This window comes from Ilumatobacteraceae bacterium (assembly GCA_033344875.1).
Lineage (GTDB): Bacteria > Actinomycetota > Acidimicrobiia > Acidimicrobiales > Ilumatobacteraceae > Ilumatobacter.
The window spans coordinates 2924143-2940214 of record JAWPMO010000001.1 but is presented as its reverse complement, the minus strand read 5'-3'; the positions used below and the strand labels follow the sequence as shown (position 1 = coordinate 2940214).

The 16072-nt window shown below is 67.5% G+C and carries 17 protein-coding genes; 8 read left to right on the top strand and 9 right to left on the bottom strand.

Going from position 1 to position 16072, the window contains the following annotated elements; translation table 11 throughout:
• Positions 1-31 precede the first annotated feature (31 nt).
• On the bottom strand, positions 32-685 hold the full coding sequence (locus tag R8G01_13890; GenBank protein ID MDW3215090.1) for a glycosyltransferase: 654 nt from the start codon (positions 683-685) through the stop codon (positions 32-34).
• Positions 686-1065: 380 nt separating this feature from the next.
• Here R8G01_13890 and R8G01_13885 point away from each other — a divergent pair, with 380 nt between their 5' ends.
• Positions 1066-1797 carry a sulfotransferase family 2 domain-containing protein gene (locus tag R8G01_13885; protein ID MDW3215089.1) on the top strand — a complete coding sequence of 244 codons (732 nt, stop codon included), beginning with the start codon at positions 1066-1068 and terminating at the stop codon, positions 1795-1797.
• Positions 1798-1945: 148 nt separating this feature from the next.
• Here the strand turns inward: R8G01_13885 and R8G01_13880 are convergent, their stop codons facing one another.
• Entirely contained in the window at positions 1946-3220 is a 1275-nt protein-coding gene (locus R8G01_13880) for an oligosaccharide flippase family protein (protein ID MDW3215088.1), read from the bottom strand.
• Positions 3221-3297: 77 nt separating this feature from the next.
• The gene (locus R8G01_13875) at positions 3298-5136 is read right to left on the bottom strand and encodes a nucleoside-diphosphate sugar epimerase/dehydratase (protein MDW3215087.1); all 1839 of its coding nucleotides are present in this window, start codon (positions 5134-5136) and stop codon (positions 3298-3300) included.
• Positions 5137-5337: 201 nt separating this feature from the next.
• Here R8G01_13875 and R8G01_13870 point away from each other — a divergent pair, with 201 nt between their 5' ends.
• From R8G01_13870 to R8G01_13850, 5 genes are all read left to right on the top strand, one after another.
• Entirely contained in the window at positions 5338-5703 is a 366-nt protein-coding gene (locus R8G01_13870) for a prepilin-type N-terminal cleavage/methylation domain-containing protein (protein MDW3215086.1), read from the top strand.
• A 132-nt stretch (positions 5704-5835) separates the two neighbouring features.
• Positions 5836-6183, top strand: coding sequence for a type II secretion system protein (locus tag R8G01_13865; GenBank protein ID MDW3215085.1), 348 nt, complete (start codon positions 5836-5838; stop codon positions 6181-6183).
• Between the two features lie 38 nt (positions 6184-6221).
• Positions 6222-6644, top strand: coding sequence for a hypothetical protein (locus tag R8G01_13860; GenBank protein ID MDW3215084.1), 423 nt, complete (start codon positions 6222-6224; stop codon positions 6642-6644).
• 62 nt (positions 6645-6706) lie between these two features.
• The gene (locus tag R8G01_13855; protein ID MDW3215083.1) at positions 6707-8005 is read left to right on the top strand and encodes a hypothetical protein; all 1299 of its coding nucleotides are present in this window, start codon (positions 6707-6709) and stop codon (positions 8003-8005) included.
• Positions 8006-8088: 83 nt separating this feature from the next.
• Entirely contained in the window at positions 8089-9510 is a 1422-nt protein-coding gene (locus R8G01_13850) for a hypothetical protein (GenBank protein MDW3215082.1), read from the top strand.
• Positions 9511-9702: 192 nt separating this feature from the next.
• Here the strand turns inward: R8G01_13850 and R8G01_13845 are convergent, their stop codons facing one another.
• The 3 genes from R8G01_13845 to R8G01_13835 form a co-directional block, all read right to left on the bottom strand.
• Complete coding sequence (locus R8G01_13845; protein MDW3215081.1) at positions 9703-11289, bottom strand: Ppx/GppA phosphatase family protein; 1587 nt, start codon at positions 11287-11289, stop codon at positions 9703-9705.
• Positions 11290-11351: 62 nt separating this feature from the next.
• Positions 11352-11597, bottom strand: coding sequence for a hypothetical protein (locus R8G01_13840; GenBank protein ID MDW3215080.1), 246 nt, complete (start codon positions 11595-11597; stop codon positions 11352-11354).
• Between the two features lie 57 nt (positions 11598-11654).
• The gene (locus R8G01_13835) at positions 11655-11957 is read right to left on the bottom strand and encodes a hypothetical protein (GenBank protein MDW3215079.1); all 303 of its coding nucleotides are present in this window, start codon (positions 11955-11957) and stop codon (positions 11655-11657) included.
• A 229-nt stretch (positions 11958-12186) separates the two neighbouring features.
• Between R8G01_13835 and R8G01_13830 the strand changes: the two genes are divergently transcribed.
• Together R8G01_13830 and R8G01_13825 are read left to right on the top strand one after the other, a co-directional pair.
• Positions 12187-12618 carry a prepilin-type N-terminal cleavage/methylation domain-containing protein gene (locus R8G01_13830; protein ID MDW3215078.1) on the top strand — a complete coding sequence of 144 codons (432 nt, stop codon included), beginning with the start codon at positions 12187-12189 and terminating at the stop codon, positions 12616-12618.
• A complete protein-coding gene (locus R8G01_13825) occupies positions 12612-12845 on the top strand; it encodes a hypothetical protein (protein MDW3215077.1) in 234 nt (77 codons plus the stop codon). The genes R8G01_13830 and R8G01_13825 overlap by 7 nt, the downstream gene beginning before the upstream one ends.
• A gap of 233 nt (positions 12846-13078) precedes the next feature.
• On the opposite strand, the gene R8G01_13820 is transcribed toward R8G01_13825, so the two are convergent.
• Genes R8G01_13820 through R8G01_13810 form a run of 3 tightly spaced genes read right to left on the bottom strand, consistent with a single transcriptional unit; the run spans position 13079 to position 15997 of the window.
• Positions 13079-13369, bottom strand: coding sequence for a TlpA disulfide reductase family protein (locus tag R8G01_13820; GenBank protein MDW3215076.1), 291 nt, complete (start codon positions 13367-13369; stop codon positions 13079-13081).
• 3 nt (positions 13370-13372) lie between these two features.
• A complete protein-coding gene (locus R8G01_13815) occupies positions 13373-13945 on the bottom strand; it encodes a hypothetical protein (GenBank protein ID MDW3215075.1) in 573 nt (190 codons plus the stop codon).
• 60 nt (positions 13946-14005) lie between these two features.
• The gene (locus tag R8G01_13810; GenBank protein ID MDW3215074.1) at positions 14006-15997 is read right to left on the bottom strand and encodes an HAD-IA family hydrolase; all 1992 of its coding nucleotides are present in this window, start codon (positions 15995-15997) and stop codon (positions 14006-14008) included.
• Between the last annotated feature and the right edge of the window lie 75 nt (positions 15998-16072).

Genomic DNA, 16072 nt, shown 5'->3' with positions numbered 1-16072 from the left:
CGCGCCGGCATCGGCGCCCTCGCCCCGGCACTCAAGAGATCGAGCGCAGCAATCTGGCCCACTTCTGGGTGCCAGAGCTGGTGGAGAACGCAGACTCCCAACGGTCGGCCACGGCTGCTCGTTGCTCAGCGGTCGGCTTCTGTGAGAGTTGCTCGGCGAGGTTCTCCCGAACTGCCGGACCCAGAAGTAATCCCGTCGGGCCGATGATCGACTCATGAACTGGGTTCGGCGTAGCGACGGGAACCACGCCATAGGCCATGTACTGAACGATCTTGAAGCCACACTTGTGGTCCGCGTACGGTGTTCTCGGTTGAATGGCCAATCCATAGTCGGCCGTACTGAGTACGTCGTGCTCGATGGCAGCCGTCCAGCTCAGCTCGCGGACGTTGGGGAGTCCTCGAAGCGATGTCGGAGCGCGGCCGCCGACAAATGTTACTCGAGTGTTCGGGAGGTGGCGGAGGGGTTTGAGTCGATCCCGTTCGACTTCCAGGTATGCCGCCGTCGACGGTGAACCAATCCAGACGATCTCAACGAGAGGGCTGGAGCGTTGAGCCGAGGTGACGAGCGGTTCATAGCATGTGGGAATGATCCGAACGTCGCGAGCTCCGGAGCTCACCGCCCAGTCTGCGATCAAGTGATTTCCAGCGACCACTATCGTCGCTCGACGAGCTAGGTCAGCTGCCATGGTTCCCGACCCGCGGCGCCCGATCCAGACGGCGTCATCGATGTCCCAGATGATCGGTGCAGTGCAATTTTCGATACAGGGGCGGATGAGTGGCCAGAACAGGGCTGGGCTGACGGCTTCCTTCTGAATGACGAGAACGTCAGCCTCCAGTGACCGTAGCTGTCGTCTCCGACGGATGACGCCCGCGAGCTGCTCATGAGGGTGAGCGCCCCACCGAGCGAGTGGTCGTATGCCGCTTTGAAAGCCATAGGGGTCGAGCCGCTCAACGTACTGGAGAGCCCGGTACCGTGCTGAGGCTCCCTCCCAGCCATACCGCGTGAACCACTGGACCCGCGCTGAAGGTTCGCGCAAAGTGCCCACAAGTTCGCCATGATACGGAGGTGATACTCCGTGAGCGTCGGATGGTCTTCATTCACGTCCCGAAAGCTGCTGGTACGACGATCGAACGGCTGCTTGACCCAAATGTGAACGACCCTGCTGCTCCGCCTGACTATGAGCGGGCATATGGCTGGTGCCCGGTTCGTCGTGCGTGGCTGCAGCATGCCACGTTGCAGGAACTCGTGGACTTTGGGCTGCTAGACCGAACGGAAGCGGCCGACTTCTTCACGTTCACGGTGGTTCGCAACCCGTTCGATCGCGCCGTCTCCGACTACTTCTTCTTGCGCCGGAAGACGAGCCGTGCCGGATCGTTCCGCGAGATGCTCTGTGGCGAGGGAGGTTGGCGAGCGTTGCTCCAAGATCGATCGGGTCCTCGCTATCGGGGTGATCACATCCGTCCCCAGAGTGATTATGTGATGCTGGACGGGCAAGAAGCCGCTGACCACGTTGGGCGCTTCGAAGACTTGTCGACGACACTCTCGGAGTTGTCGAGTCGGGGCTTCGACGTGAGTACTGCCGGATTTACCAATCGCGGGCGCTACCGGAGTCATCATTACTCGCACTTCTATCGGGATAGCGAGATCTTGGCCGTTCGCGAGCGATATTGCGGCGACCTGGTGCGGTTCGACTATGCTTTCGAGGACCGTCGGGAAGAGCGCTCTCGAGTTGCCCGCGAGTTCGACCGATCGCTGAACCTCGCTGGAGCCGCCCTCGCTGGGCTCAGGCCCGTGTGAGCAGACACGTCGTGCTCTGATTGGCGGTTGGGGTAGTGCTGCGATGATCGGTCGAGCGTTCCAGCCCATCGGGCATTGCGCCCCGGAGAACTGGACGGCGGTTACCTCGTCGAGTCGGCGGCTCAGTCAAGGAGTGGTGCTCTGTAGCTCAACTGCGGTGAACGTCAGGGGAGCCAGCATTTGCATCCCGGAAGTATCTCACCACCAGGATCATGACCAGCGCGTTGAACAGGAGCTGGCTGATGACCTCGGCGCTAGCGGGACCGTTTGCGTCAAAGACAGGCGTGAGCGCTGCAGCGATTGCAACTTGGGTAACGAACGTAAGCATCGACACATGCAGGAGGGCTCGCTCCCGTTCCGTCATCTGCAAGAACATGGCAACTGGACCGGTGGCCATGTCAATGGCGCTCGCTACGAGCAGGATTCGGAGCGTGGCCGTCGCCCCGGCGAACTCACCTCCGAAGGTTCGCAGAAGTAGCGGTGCTGCAGCGATGAGTGGAACGTTGACACACGTAGCAAGCACTGCGCTCGCCGTGAGCGCGCGGCGCGTGATGTCGCGAAGTTCTGTGGTGGCATGGTCTGCGTGGAACGCGGCCAGTCGAGGAGCGACTGCCGTGTTCAACGACGAGAGTGGGAGGACCCCAACTCTCGCAATACGCGCGCAGATAGCGTAGACACCAGCAGCAGAGCTCGTAGAGAAGACGCCGAGCACGAGCGTTCCGGTGTATGCCAGAACAGTTCGGATCAAGTTTGATCCGAGTAGAGGTAGCGATGCCTGGATGAGGAGCCGCTTGGCCTCGAGGACCTGATTCTTGGCGGGTCGGTCATGGGTCGCGGTCGATCGAGCCCACACGGCAATGCCTACGCCGAGCACGAGCATGTTGGCAACTACCAGCGATGTCGCTGCTCCGGAGACCCCCCAGCGGCGCAGGAGCGTGACGTAGAGGATGAGCTGGGCGATCGGGAGTGCAGCGCCTTCGATCGCTACCCCTACGAGTACCCGATGCGCACCGATCAGGCAGCGTCCGAATACCGACGTCAGGGCGGTAGGGGGAATTGCCAGGGAGACAATACGCAGCGGTGTTGTGATCGTGCTGTCCTGGAAGAGCTCGTCAGATAAGAGCGGGGCCAGCAGGAGGAGCCCTCCAGTCGCCGCAACGGATAGCACGGTAGTGAACCGGATCGCTGCACGGGCGGTCGCGACGACCAGGACACCGTTGTGGCGGTGTCCGGAGATGAGACGAACAAGTGCGCTGTCAGACCCGAGGCGAGCGATCACAGCAGTGATGAGCACCAGCGTGACGGAAATGAAGTAGGTACCAGCTCCTTGGCCTCCGGTGTCCCGAGCAAGCAGCAAGCTGAATCCCAGGCTCGCTATGAGCCCGAGGCCCCGCAGGCCTGCAACGGAACCGGCGTCGGTCAACAGAGCTCCGGGTCGCCATATGCGGCTGTCGATGCGTTCGGGCTGCGAGTCGTCGCAGTCTTGGCCTGGCACGATGGTCAGTCTTGTAGGTGGTGCCAGGCGCTGCGTCGAAGCAGGCCGCCGTCCACATCGCCGCTGATCGCCAGAACTCCCGAGGAGTCGAGTAGGTCCTTCAGCTCGACCGGTTCCGAGTGCACGTGCGTGATCATCGGGTGGAAGGGGCGTTCGCCGTGCTCGCCGTCGGCGATGAGATCCTCGTGGAGCTTCTCGCCCTGGCGGAGGCCGGTGAACACGATCTCCAACGGCGGTGTGTGTTGTTCGGCGAAGCGTTTGGCGACGTCGGCGATCTTGACCGGCTCACCCATGTCGAGCACGAGCACCTCGCCGTCACGACCGATGGCACCGGCGTTGATCACCAACAGCGCTGCCTCTTCCACGAGCATGAAGTAGCGAGTGATGTCGGGATGCGTCACGGTGATCGGGCCGCCTCGGCGTGCCTGTTCACGGAAGGCCGGTAGCACCGACCCGCGAGAGCCGAGCACGTTGCCGAACCGCACCGACACGTACGTGCCCGGAGCGGTTGCGCCCTTGTGCGCCGTCAACCGTTCGGTCAACTGCTTCGTGTAACCGAGCACGCTCGTCGGGTTTGCAGCCTTGTCGGTACTGACGTTCACGAAGTGGGTCACGCCGACGTGTTCAGCGGCATCGAGCACGTTCTGGGTGCCGACCACGTTCGTCTTCCAGCCCTCCTGCGGAGCCGCCTCGAGCAGCGGGAGGTGCTTCAACGCAGCGGCATGGAACACGACCTCGGGTCGATGCTCCTCGAACAGCTCGAACAATCGATCGCGGTCACGAATGTCACCGAGCAGCAGGTCGTTGCCGTCGAGCAACGCCCGGCCATGGATCGAGAGCTGCACCGCGTGGAGGCCGCTCTCGTCCCGGTCGAGTTTCATCAACGAAGCGGGCTCGAAGCGGGCGAGCTGTCGGCAGAGCTCACTGCCGATCGAGCCGCCGGCGCCGGTCACGAGCACCCGCTTGCCGGTGATGTAGTCGGACACCGCGTCGGCGTCGATGTCGGCCGGTCGACGACCGAGCAGGTCGGCCTCCGACACCGGGCGGATGTCGCGGACGCCTACGTCGCCGAACATCTGGTGTGCCGACGGCAACACCAGCAATCTCAGACCGGCATTGTTGGCGATCGCGTCGACGTCGCGGATCAGCTCGCTCTCTGCGCTCGGCATCGCGAGCAGCACGTCTTCCGCCGAATACCGGGCGGCGACTTCTCGCATCTGGCTGATCGGCCCTTGCACCTTGACGCCCGAGATCGAGTAACGCCGCCGGTCGGGCTTGTCGTCGAGCAGTGCCACCGGCTGGTAGCGGCTGTTGGCGTCGGCGAGCAGTGCCTTGACGATTTGCTCGGCTGCTTCGCCCGTGCCCACGATGATCAGCGGTGCAGCGCCGAGCAGCTCCCGCTTCGACTGCTTCTGCTGGTAGAGCCGCCAAGCAGATCGAACGGCGACGGTGCCGGCGATCGCAACGGCTGATGTGAGTGCCGGCACCGAGCGTGGCGCTCCGTCCATGAACCAACCGAAGTGCACGACCGTCATCACGACGCCGGTCAGGAGCACGGTGGCAGCGAGCGCGGCAACCTCGTCGAAACTGCCGTACCGCCAGCGCCGCGTGTAGAGGCCGGTGCCGATGCCGAAAGCGCCTTGGGCGACGATGGCGACGATCCACGAACGTGCGGTGGCGTCGAACTCGAGTTCAGTCAGCGAGAAGTCGTACCGGCTGAACGTCGTCAACGGCAGCGCGACGAGCCAGACCAGGCAGTCGACCAGATAGTGCACGACCGGAAGCCGACGGCGCATGGCGCTCACAGCACGCTGCCCCCATCGCTCGTCGTTGTCACTCGTCATGGATTGCTGCTTTCGATGCGGATGATCAGAGTAGCCGTCGGTCGAACGACGAGCGGTCGACCTCGTGGTTGGTCGGTGGTTGGTCATCGGCACGGCTGATGACGATCTTGATGCCAGCTTGACAACCAGTCACGGTTGAGTCTGGTGTGCCTTGAGCAAAGTTTGTCTCAATCGCGCCAAGCGCATGCCGATAGCAACAGCATGAGCGAGCGAGAGATCACGTCGAGCGGGAGCAGCGGTGACAAGGGCTTCACGTTGATCGAACTCTTGATCGTCATCGTCGTCCTCGGCATCCTTGCGACGGTGGTCATCATGAGCGTCCAGGGCATCACCGATCGTGGCGAACAGGCCACCTGCGATGCAGACGTCCGGACGCTCTCGAATGCAGCGGAGGCCTACTTCGCCAAGCACGGCGGCGACTCGATCCCGCCCGACGGCGTCGACGCCGAGGCCGTGGAGCGCACCCTCGCCAATGACGGCCTGCTCCGGGAAACCTCGAATCTGTACGACATGAACTCCGATGGAGCCGTGCTCGTGTCGGTTTCGTCGCGCTGCACGTCCGTCTGACGATGACCGGTCGCGGCCGAGAAGTGGCCGATTCATCGGCCCTCGCGCAGGGCACTGCGCCACGTCGTGGGCCCTCCGTTCTTGCCGAGACCTTGAGCCCCCGTCAGTCACCTCTGTGTTAAGTTGATTCACGTGAACTTTGCATTGGAGCGCCGAGCAACCGACGAGGCCGATGGCTTTTCGCTGATCGAGTTGCTGATCGTGATCGTCATCCTCGGCATTCTGGGGACGGTGGTCGTGTTCTCCGTTCGCGGCATCACCGATCGCGGCCAGGACAACGCCTGCGCACAAGATGCCCGCACGCTCGCGACCGCCGTCGAGGCGTACTTCGCGCAGGAAGGCAGCTCCACCATTCCGGCCACCGGGTCGGGAGCGACTCGGTACGAGCAGACGCTGGTCGACGCCGGGCTGAGCCGTAGCCTGTCGCAATACTGGGACGTCGCGGCCGAGGGATACCTGATCGGCGTGACGCCCTGCTGAGCACTTCAGAACCCGCCACCACCCGCCGATAGGCAGACATGCCACGCCGACGACCACCAGAGCAGCAGCGGGCGCACAACCCCCTCGGGCCCTCCGCCGTGTTCGGGCTCGAAGCCGGTCGGGAGCACGCCCGACGCCGCCAGCGCCGCAGCCAGTTCAAAGACAAGGTGTTCGGCGCAGCCGGCGCGATCGTCGCGATGGCCGTCGTCGCCTCGGTCGCCTACGTCGGCTACACGATCTACACCGAGCAGCAGGCCAGCGACCGGCTCGAGACCGAACAACGGCAGGCCGAACTCGACCGGCAGGGCAGCGGCAACGATCTGCGCGACGCGATCGACGAGCTCGAGAACTCACCCGCCTGGAACGGCCCGGGCAACCCGACGTTCGGCGTCGGTGAGCGCCCCGACGAGAACCGGATCGAGGTCACCCCGCCCCCGACCGTTCCCGACAGCGGAGGCTGATCCGGCGGCGACGGTGCCGCCCTGTTGCCCATCCGGGCGCGTGTGGGAGAATCTCCCCCGCAATGACAGAACCCGCCGAGGGGGACGGCGCCAGTCGATCCGACACGCCTTACCTCCCGACCGACACGCCCTACCTCCCGACCGTACGTTCCGGCTCGACCGGACCCGCCGAGCCGAGGGAGCCGAAGGGGCCAGAGATCCGCGACGCCCTGTACGTCCCGGGTGCTGAGTCGCGCGACCCCGACCCGGAGACGACGTTCGACGCGAAAGCGATGGTCGAAGCGCAGAAGGGCTATCGACCGAAGCCCGCCTACGGCCCGCTCCCCGCCGCCACCGGGGCCAGCCGCGCCGCCGCCCAGCAGCTGCGCGCCGAGGCCCGCCGACGCCGACGCCGGAATCGGGTGCTGAGTCGGGTCGTCGTCCTCACCGTGATCGGAGGCCTCGGAGCCGCCGGCTGGTTCGGGTACCGGGCGTATCAAGACGACCAGCAACTCGACGCCGAACCCTCGCCCGCCGGCGACGGGAGCGCCGACGAGGTCGCCTCGCTGTCGCCGCCCGTCACCCTGCCACCCGAGGTCTCCGTCCAGTCGAACGACGAACCGTCGGGCGACGCCGCGTCCGCCGACCTCCTGGCCGACTCGTTCGCGGCCCGTTCCGTGGAGTTCCTCTACCGCCGATGGGAGGCAGCCGCAGCGGGCTCGCCGATGGCCGAGTACTACTACCGATACGACCGGGTCGCCGACACCTATGCCGGAGAAGTCCGACAGGGCGGCGAGGTCACGATCGTCGGCGCCGACGCCGGCTACCGCTACTCGGTCGGAACCGACGGCGTGGTCGAACGAGTGCGGCGCAACGTGGCGAGCCTCGACGTCGCCCCGGACGTCGCCCTCGCCAACGTGTTCCGAGAGAGCGACGTCCTCCCCGAACCCGCCCGGCCGTTCGCCGTCCTGGAAGACAGCACGCCCGGGTCCGGGTTCGGTGACGCCTACACGTACTCCATCGACACCGAGCAGTGGCGGGCAGCGGACCCGGGCTCGTACTTCGTGTGGGTGAGCAGGTGGAACTCTCGGCCCGCGAACGACAACTCACTCGTCGACCTCGCCACGCGAGAGATCAGCACCGACGGGTTCGATCGCGCATCGGTTCCCGTGGCGCCGCCACCGCAACCGGTCGGCGACGCGCTCGAACGCGTCGCGCCCGGCGCCGGACTGTCGTACATGATCGCGCCGGCAGGACACGTCCAGGTCGTGACGATCATCGACACCACCGCCGACTTCCGGATCGAGTACTACCTCACCGACTTCGGCGACATGCCGGCCATCGCCGACCTCGGCGAACGGGTCTGGTCGCCGGCTCCCTGACGACGCCAACCGCGCCGTGGACGATCCCCACGCGCCGGCTGCCTCTGTCGGCCCGCCGGCGCGCGTGAGAGACTGGTCGTGCAATGACCACACCAACCGAACGGGATGGTGCCGACCACGACGAGGCGCCATACCTCCCCGCGGCGCAGCCCGTCAGCACGGGTCCAGCGCAGCCGACCACACCCCCCGCCTCGGACGCGCCGTTCGTGCCCGCGGCCCCACCCGTCGAACCGCCACCGGTCGAACCGGCGCCCTTCGACGCCAAGGCGATGGTCGACTCGCAGAAGCACTACGCGACCAATCCCGCCTACGGCGCGCTGCCCACCGGCAGCGAAGCCAATCGTGAGGCCGCCCAACGACTCCGGGCGAAGGCCCGCCGGAAGCGTCGTCTCAACCTGCTGTTCGGCCGTGCCCTCGCCGTCGTGCTCGTCGGCGGCCTCGCCGCCGCCGGCTGGTTCGGCTACCAGGCCTACCAGGACCAGCAGGATCGTGACGCCGCCGAACGTGCCGCCGCAGCTGCGGAGGCCGCCGACGAGGACTCGGGCGCCGAATCGGCGATCGCGGCGCTCACCCCGCTCGGCGAACAACAAGAGATCGTCGAAGCGATGGGCGATCTGAACAACACCGCACGATCCAGCGCCGGCGGCCTGCTCGGCGCGATCGACGACGCACGAGACCTGACCCAGGTGCTTCCGCCGAAGACGATCGAGGGACCCTTCTCGCCTGAGCCGCTGCCGCCGCCTCGAGTCGCTCGGCGGCCTGACTACCGGACGATCACCTACTACGTCAGGCAGTACGACGGAGCGGCCACCGGTGCGACGTTCCGTGACTTCGACGTCACCTACGACACCGAGCGCGACAGCTACTACGGCGTGGCCCACGACTCGGCGTCCGGAGACACCAGCCTCGTCTCGTTCGACGGAGCGTGGCGGTACTCGATCGGACCCGACGGTGTGTCACGGCGGGTCCGACGCAGCCCGCTCAGTGTCGAGCCCGGGCCGGACACGCCGCTCGCCGGGATGCTCGGTGAGTTCGATGTCTTCCCACGTACCGCACGCCCGTTCGCGACGCTCCTCGTGGAGAGTGCGAGTGGTGAGATCGGCGTCGACGGCACTCCGGTCACGCACTACAGCTACTTCCTCGACGTCGCTGGGTTCCGAGCGGCTGATCCCGATTCGTATCTGGAATGGAGAAGTTTGTGGGCCACCGCATCCGGTGCCCACATCGATCTGATCGAGCCGGGGACCGAACAGGTCCAGCTCGCCGAGGCCATGGACGCCGGTCCCCTGCAGCAGCGGACGGTCGAGGACCTGAGCGAGTACGAGTTCGAACCGTTCGACAACGAGACGGCGATCGTCTTCGGAATAACCGAACAAGGAATCGTCGAGATGGCGTCGGTGATCTCGCCGCAGGAAGACCTCCGGGTCGTCTATGTGATGGGCGGTTACTCGGACGAATCAGCGCGCCTGGAGTTCGGGGAAGGAACATGGGTCGACGCACCCTGAGCCCGCTCGGTGACCAGCCCGCCGTGATGAACCTCGGCGACCAGCACCAGCCCCCTGCGTCATGACCACCCACCCGTGTCGCGGAGGTGTGCCCCACACCCCCAAGTCCGCGACACGGCACCGGCGGCCGGGTGCGGGTTGGGGGGCTGTGTCGCGGTTCTGGGCGCTGTGGCCGCGAGGTCGCGACACGGTTCAGGACGACAGGGTGTCGGCGGCGATCGCCTCAGGACGTTCGATCATGACCTCGACACCGAGCCCCTCGGCCAGGAGCATCGACCGCTCCCGCGCCGCGTAGATCTCCACGTCGAGGTCGGCATCAGGGGCGCCGACCGGCTCGATCCGCACCTGCTCGTCGTCGATGAACACCCGGACCGAACGCACCGACTCGGCGTGACGGCGGTCGAGACCGATCGCCACCCGCAGCAACCCGGCCAACACCCGCACCAGTTGCTGGTCGGACTTCGACAACGCCGCGAACTCGGGGTGTTTGTCGGACGGGCGGCTCTTGCGGTGATACCGGGCGACGACGGCGATCAGCTCGACTTCGTGTTCGGAGAAGCCGGTCAGCTGCTCGCTGTTGCGAACGACGTAGTACGAGTGCTTGTGGTGGCTCGAATGGCTGATGAACAGCCCGACGTTGTGCACGATCGCCGCCGCCTCGAGGAGCTCACGGGCGTGATCGTCGAGCCCGTGCAGCGTCGCCGTGCGGTCGAACAGCTCGGTCGCCAGACGTGCCGTGTGCTCGGCGTGGGACGGGTCGGGGTCGAGCTGCTGCGACAGCCGGCGCACGTTGGTCGCCCGCAGCCCGCTCAGCTCACGCCCGGCGTCGCCGCCGAACCGGTCGAACAGCACACCTTCACGCAGCGCGTAGTCGGAGATCACCATCTCCTCGATCGAGAACGCCCGGAAGATCTCGTCGAGCAGCAGTGCGCCGGCGACGATGATGTCGACGCGCTTCGCGTCGAGTCCTGCCAGTGAGAGTCGCTGCTCGGTCGTGCGCGACGTCAACTCGTCGACCAGCTCCCGCAACTCGCCGGCGGTGAACGAGGTCCCGTTCAGCTGACGCGGCTTCTCCCCACGTCGGGCGAGCGCCATGGCGGCCAGGGTCGACGCCGTGCCCGAACTGCCGACCGTGACCTCCGGCTGATGCCCGCCGAGTTCGTGCGCCACCGGTGCGAGCGCGGACCGCACGTACTTGCGACACTCCTTCACCGCCTTGCGGCCGACCGACCCGTCATGATCGGCGTCGGTCACGCCGGCGAAGAAGCGCTGCGTGAGCCGGATCGCGCCGAGCTTCATGCTGCGGGCCTCGATCACCTGCTCGCCCTTGCCGACGCAGAACTCGGTGCTCCCGCCACCGATGTCGACCACGAGCAACCGCTGGTCGAACACGGGGAGTGCCTGGAGGACCCCGAGGTGGATCAGCCGGGCCTCTTCGAACCCGCTGATCACCTCGACCGGCACCCCGACGTCGTCGCGGGCCCGCACGAGGAACTTGTCGCGGTTCTTCGCTTCGCGCACGGCGCTCGTCGCGACGGCCGCGATCTCCACGTCGCCGAAACTGCCGGCGACCTGCTTCATACGGGCGAGCGTGACCAGGCTTCGCTCGATGGCGTCGGGCGCCAGCGACTTCATCTCGCCGCCACCGGCCCCGAGCCGCACCATCTCCTTCTCGGTGGTGAGCATCTCGAAACCGCCGTGATCGGCCAGACGGGCCACCACGAGGTGCATCGAGTTCGTCCCGATGTCGATCGCGGCCTTGTATTCCGACGAGCTCATCGTCAGCCAGTGTGTCACCTCGACCGGTGACCGCAGGTGGTCACGCGGGCGTCGGCCCGTCGTCAGCCGGCCAGTTCGGCCGCGATCCGCAACACCTCGTCCTGGTCGAACGCACCCAACCACCCGGCGAGCAACTCGCCGTCGGGAGCGAGCAGCGCAGCGGCCGGTTGACTGGCGATACCGAACGCCTCCCAGGACTCGAACGTCTCGTCCCAGTACATCGGGAAGCTGTGGGTGCCGCCGCGCTCCACGAACTCGGCCGCCTCCTCGGCGCTGTCCTGCGTGCCGAGCCCGATCACCTCGACCACATCACCGTGTTCTCGAGCGAACTGCTCGACGTCGGGCGCCTCGGCCCGACAGAACGGTCAATGCGGGGCCCAGAACCAGACGAGCAGCGGCCGATCGGACGGCAACGCGTTCTTGAGCTGGACGAACCCACCCTCGCCGTTGATCCGACGCACGGTGATCTCGGGGAGTGGGCTGCCGGCGGCCGCCTCGGGGGTGACGGGAAGCTGTGGGATCGGCCCGTCGGCGGGAGCGGGCACGGTGACGGCGGCCCCGTCGGCACCGACCGACGCCGGGTCGTTGCCGCCACCGCATGCCGCGAGCGTGAGGCCCCCGGCGACCGCGGCCGCGACGATCCGAGAGGTCACCGCTCGTGTCTGCATGGCGCCGGAACCCTGTCGACGTCGACCGGTATTCCCGACGGGAAACCACCCGCGACGCCGCCGACCTCGCCGTTCGTCTGGAACTCGTCAAGTTCGGCCACGCTTCGTGAATCCACCGGTGCGGGCTGTTGACGGAGTTCAGAAACCTTCGGCGCCTCTTGAACCACAAGTGCGTCAAGTTCCTGCAAACTCGAATGACGGGAAACACCCCGTTCCCACGACCACCGCGATGAGCCACACGATGCACCCCACCACCGAACCAGCGACCGAGGACACCCTCGAGTTCGCCCCCGCCCACACCGCCACGGCCACGACCGCGAGCCTGACCACGCAGCGCGACCACGACGGCGGTTGGACGCTCGTCGAGATCCTGCTCGTCATCCTGATCCTCGGCATCCTCGCCCTGGCCGTCGTGTTCGCCATCAGCGGGATGCGGGCCGAAGCCTCGACATCGAGTTGCGGTACCGACCATCGCAGCCTCGCCGTCGCGGCCGAGAGCTACTTCGCCGAGACCCGCAGCTCGAGCCTCCCCGCCACCGGCACCGACCACGACCGTTTCGAGCAGACGCTCGTCGCCGCCGGATTCCTCCGCGACGTCAGCACCTACCACGACCTGGACGCCACGGGCGCCGCCACCCCCGAAGGGAACTCACCATGCTGAAATTCTTCAAGCGCCGCCGCCTCACCCCGGTTCCCGCCGGGGACGACCCGCTCGCGATCCGAGATCTGCTCGAGCAGCCGGCACTGCGGGCACTGGTCCTCACCGATCGTGACACCGCCGCCGACGCCCACACCCCCGAGACCACCGTGTCGCCGGTCTGGCACCGTCTGGTCGCCTCCGGACCGATCCACTTCGATCCGGCCCCGTACGCCGACGTCGCCGCCTGAGCCGATGTCAGGACCGGCGCCAACACCACGAGGTCGCTCGAACCGGTCGCGCGTGTTCACGATCAGCGTCGTGCTTGCCGTGATCGTCAGCGTCGCCGGCTACATCGGATTCCGGTCGTACATCTACGGCGACGACGCGCCGCCGATCCCCGTGCTCGACGACCTCGGCGGCTGATCTGGCAGCTGGCCTCGGCGGCTGACCCGCGGCACGGCCCGCCGCACGTTGGTGCGGTTCAGCCTCGTGCGAGTGCGAGGACCTCGTCCTCGGGGAACACGCCCCGCCACTCGGCGACGACCTCGCCGTCGGCCGACAGCATCACGGCCGCCGGCTGACCGGTGATGCCGAATGCGGACCACGACTCGTACGTCTCGTCCCAGTACATCGGGAACGAATACGTGAGGTAGTCGCGGACGAACTCAGCGGCTTCGCCGCCACTGTCCTGCGTGCCCAGCCCGATCACTCGGACCTCGTCGGCGTGTGCTCGAGCGAACTGCTCGACGTCGGGCGCCTCGGCCCGGCACACCGGTCAATGCGGCGCCCAGAACCAGACGAGCAGTGGCAGGTCGGCGGGCACCTCGTTCTTGAGATTGACCCATCCGCCGCCGCAGTTGACGCGGCGGACCGCCAGATCGGGCAGCGTGTTGCCGGCCGACGCGGCCCGTACCTCGATCGACGGGACGGGTCCGTCGGCCACGTCGGTCTCGGTCGGCGAGTTGTCGGGCGAACAGCCATCCTCGGCCCGGGGCTCGGTGGGCGGCGGAGTGGTGGGTGCGCTGGTCGCCGGTGCGGCACCCGAGTCGGTGTCAGGTGCAGCCCCGGTGCTCCCCGTGGTGCCGCCCGGGTCGGTGCCGGGGTCGGTCGCGGCCGGGTCGGTGTCGGTCGGGTCGGTGCCGGCCGGGTCGGTGTCGGGATCGGTCGCGTTGGGGGTCGCCTCGCCGGGATCGCCTGCATCGCCCGGTTCGGTGGCGGTCGACGGCGCCGTCGTCCCCGCCGTGATCGTCGCCGGTTCGGCGGCGGTGGGCGTGTCGCCCTCGGTCGATCCACACGCTGCGAGGGCGAGCGTCGCTCCCATCAGCATGATCGTCCCTCGGCGGCGCATGAGCGCAGTCTCGCAGCGGTTCGCCGCCGGCACCGGGGCGTTTCGTGAAACTTTCGCGGCTCAGGGGGCGGGTTCCGCAGTCAGCGGATCGCGGCTCGCCGACAGGATCGCCTGCCACACGTCGTCGTCCTCGTAGCCGAGCGCCCACAGCGCCACGCCGCCCCAGCCGGCCCGTCGGGCGATCTCGGCGCGGGCCGCCCCGCCCTCGGCGTCGACCCAGTGCACCTGGCGGTTCTGCACGCACGACGCCGTGTCGTCCTCGACCGTGAGGGCATACGCGAACGACCACTCGGCGGTGACCGGATCGAACAGCGGGGCGCCGCCACGCAGGTCGGCGAGCTCGAACACCGACCTGGCGGTCACGTTCGTCTTCCCCTCCGCGTTCGCCGGGCAGTCGCCGAGCGTGGTGACGACCCAGTTCGATCCGTACGACGCCACACCGAGTACGAGCTTGTCGTGGAACTCCTCCGGCACGACCGCCGACGTGCTCGCGACCGCGTCGGCGATCCACCAGATCGGAGCGATCGGGCCCGGCTCGGCGACCGAGTAGTCGTACGTCATGATCCGGATCGCGTCGACCACCTCGGCGATCGCGCCGTGGTCGTAGACCCAGTAGCCGCTCGCCGTGTCGATCGGCACCGTCGTCGACGAGTCGTCGTCGCCCCCGGTCGCCGCCTCTTCGATCACATCAGGTGCGAGACCCCACACCGGTGGAATGCTCACGGTCAGCGTCAGGTCGTCGGCGTGCAGTTCCTCGGCGAGTTCGGTGACGAACGCGACCCAGTCCGGCCGGGTCGTCGCCCAGGAGTCGCGCCCGTCGGCGAACGCGAACTGCTCGTAGTCGAGGTCGATGCCGTCGACGTCGAGGTCGCGGGCGAACGCCATGATCGTGTCGATGTGCTGCTGCCGGGTGACCGGGTCGGCGAGGATCGCCGCCATCTCGCCGGCGGGCATCTCGTCGCGGATCGACGGGACGAACAGCGCCGGCGCGGCATCGATGCGGTCGATGAACTCGGCGGTTCGCTCGGCCGACGCGTTCTCGTCGACCACGATCCGGTCGACCCCGCGCGCCCCGAACCAGAACGGCGAGGCTTCGCGAACGTCGGCCAACCGCAGTTCGGCCTCGGGCAGCGTCTCGTCGAGCGTCCAGTACGGCGCCCACACGTCGACCGGGATCGCGCCGGGCGGGAGCGCGATCGGCTCGGGTCCGTCGTCGCCCCGGTTCAGGAGCCAGACGCTCGCCAGCACGAGCACCGCCACCGCACCGAGGATGACGGCGAGCCGGCGTCGGTCGAGGTCGAACGGCAAGGTGCGTGGCGTCGGCTCGGCGGGTGCCGACATGATCTCGGCGAGATCGCGGAGTCGCAGATCGTCGAGCGACTCGACGATCGTCAGGCCCGGTTCACGAGCCAGAGCCTTGACGTTCGGTACGCCGATCACTCGGCAACCTGCCGCGAGGGCCGAACGGATGCCGGTCGGGGAGTCCTCGATCGCGAGGCAGTCCTCGGGTGCGAGACCGCACGCCTCGGCGCCGAGCAGGTACGGGTCGGGGTGCGGTTTGCCGCGGCCGCGCGGCACTTCGTCGCCGGTGATCGAGGCGACGAACGACCGCGGCGGCAGCGCCGCCAGGACCGGGTCGGCGAACCGTCGCCACGACATCGTCACGAGCGCACACGGCACGCCCGCCTCGTTCAGATCGGCCAACAGCTCGCGGGCGCCGGGCCGCCACGGGATCTTGCGGTGCAGGCGGGCGATCACACCGTCGAGCAACCGCTCGACGATCTCCTCGGCCGGCAGATCGACACCGCCGTGCTCCTGCAGGTACGCCGCCGCGTCGAGCAGGTCGAACCCGACCATCGCGTGCGCGTGGTGGTCGGGCCAGTCGCCGTGCCCGTACCGGTCGACGAGGTCGCGCTCGGATGCGAACCAGTACGGCTCGGTGTCGACGAGCGTCCCGTCCATGTCCCAGAGGACGGCGGCGGGCAGCAGCACCTCGACCTCGCCGCTCGTTCCCTCCCCGCCCGCCTGGAGCGGATCGCCGGCGTCACTCATCCGACCACCCCGTCGCGCTCGCGAGGACGGACGGCGTCGCGCTCGCGAGGACGGTCGGCCCAGAACCGCGACACG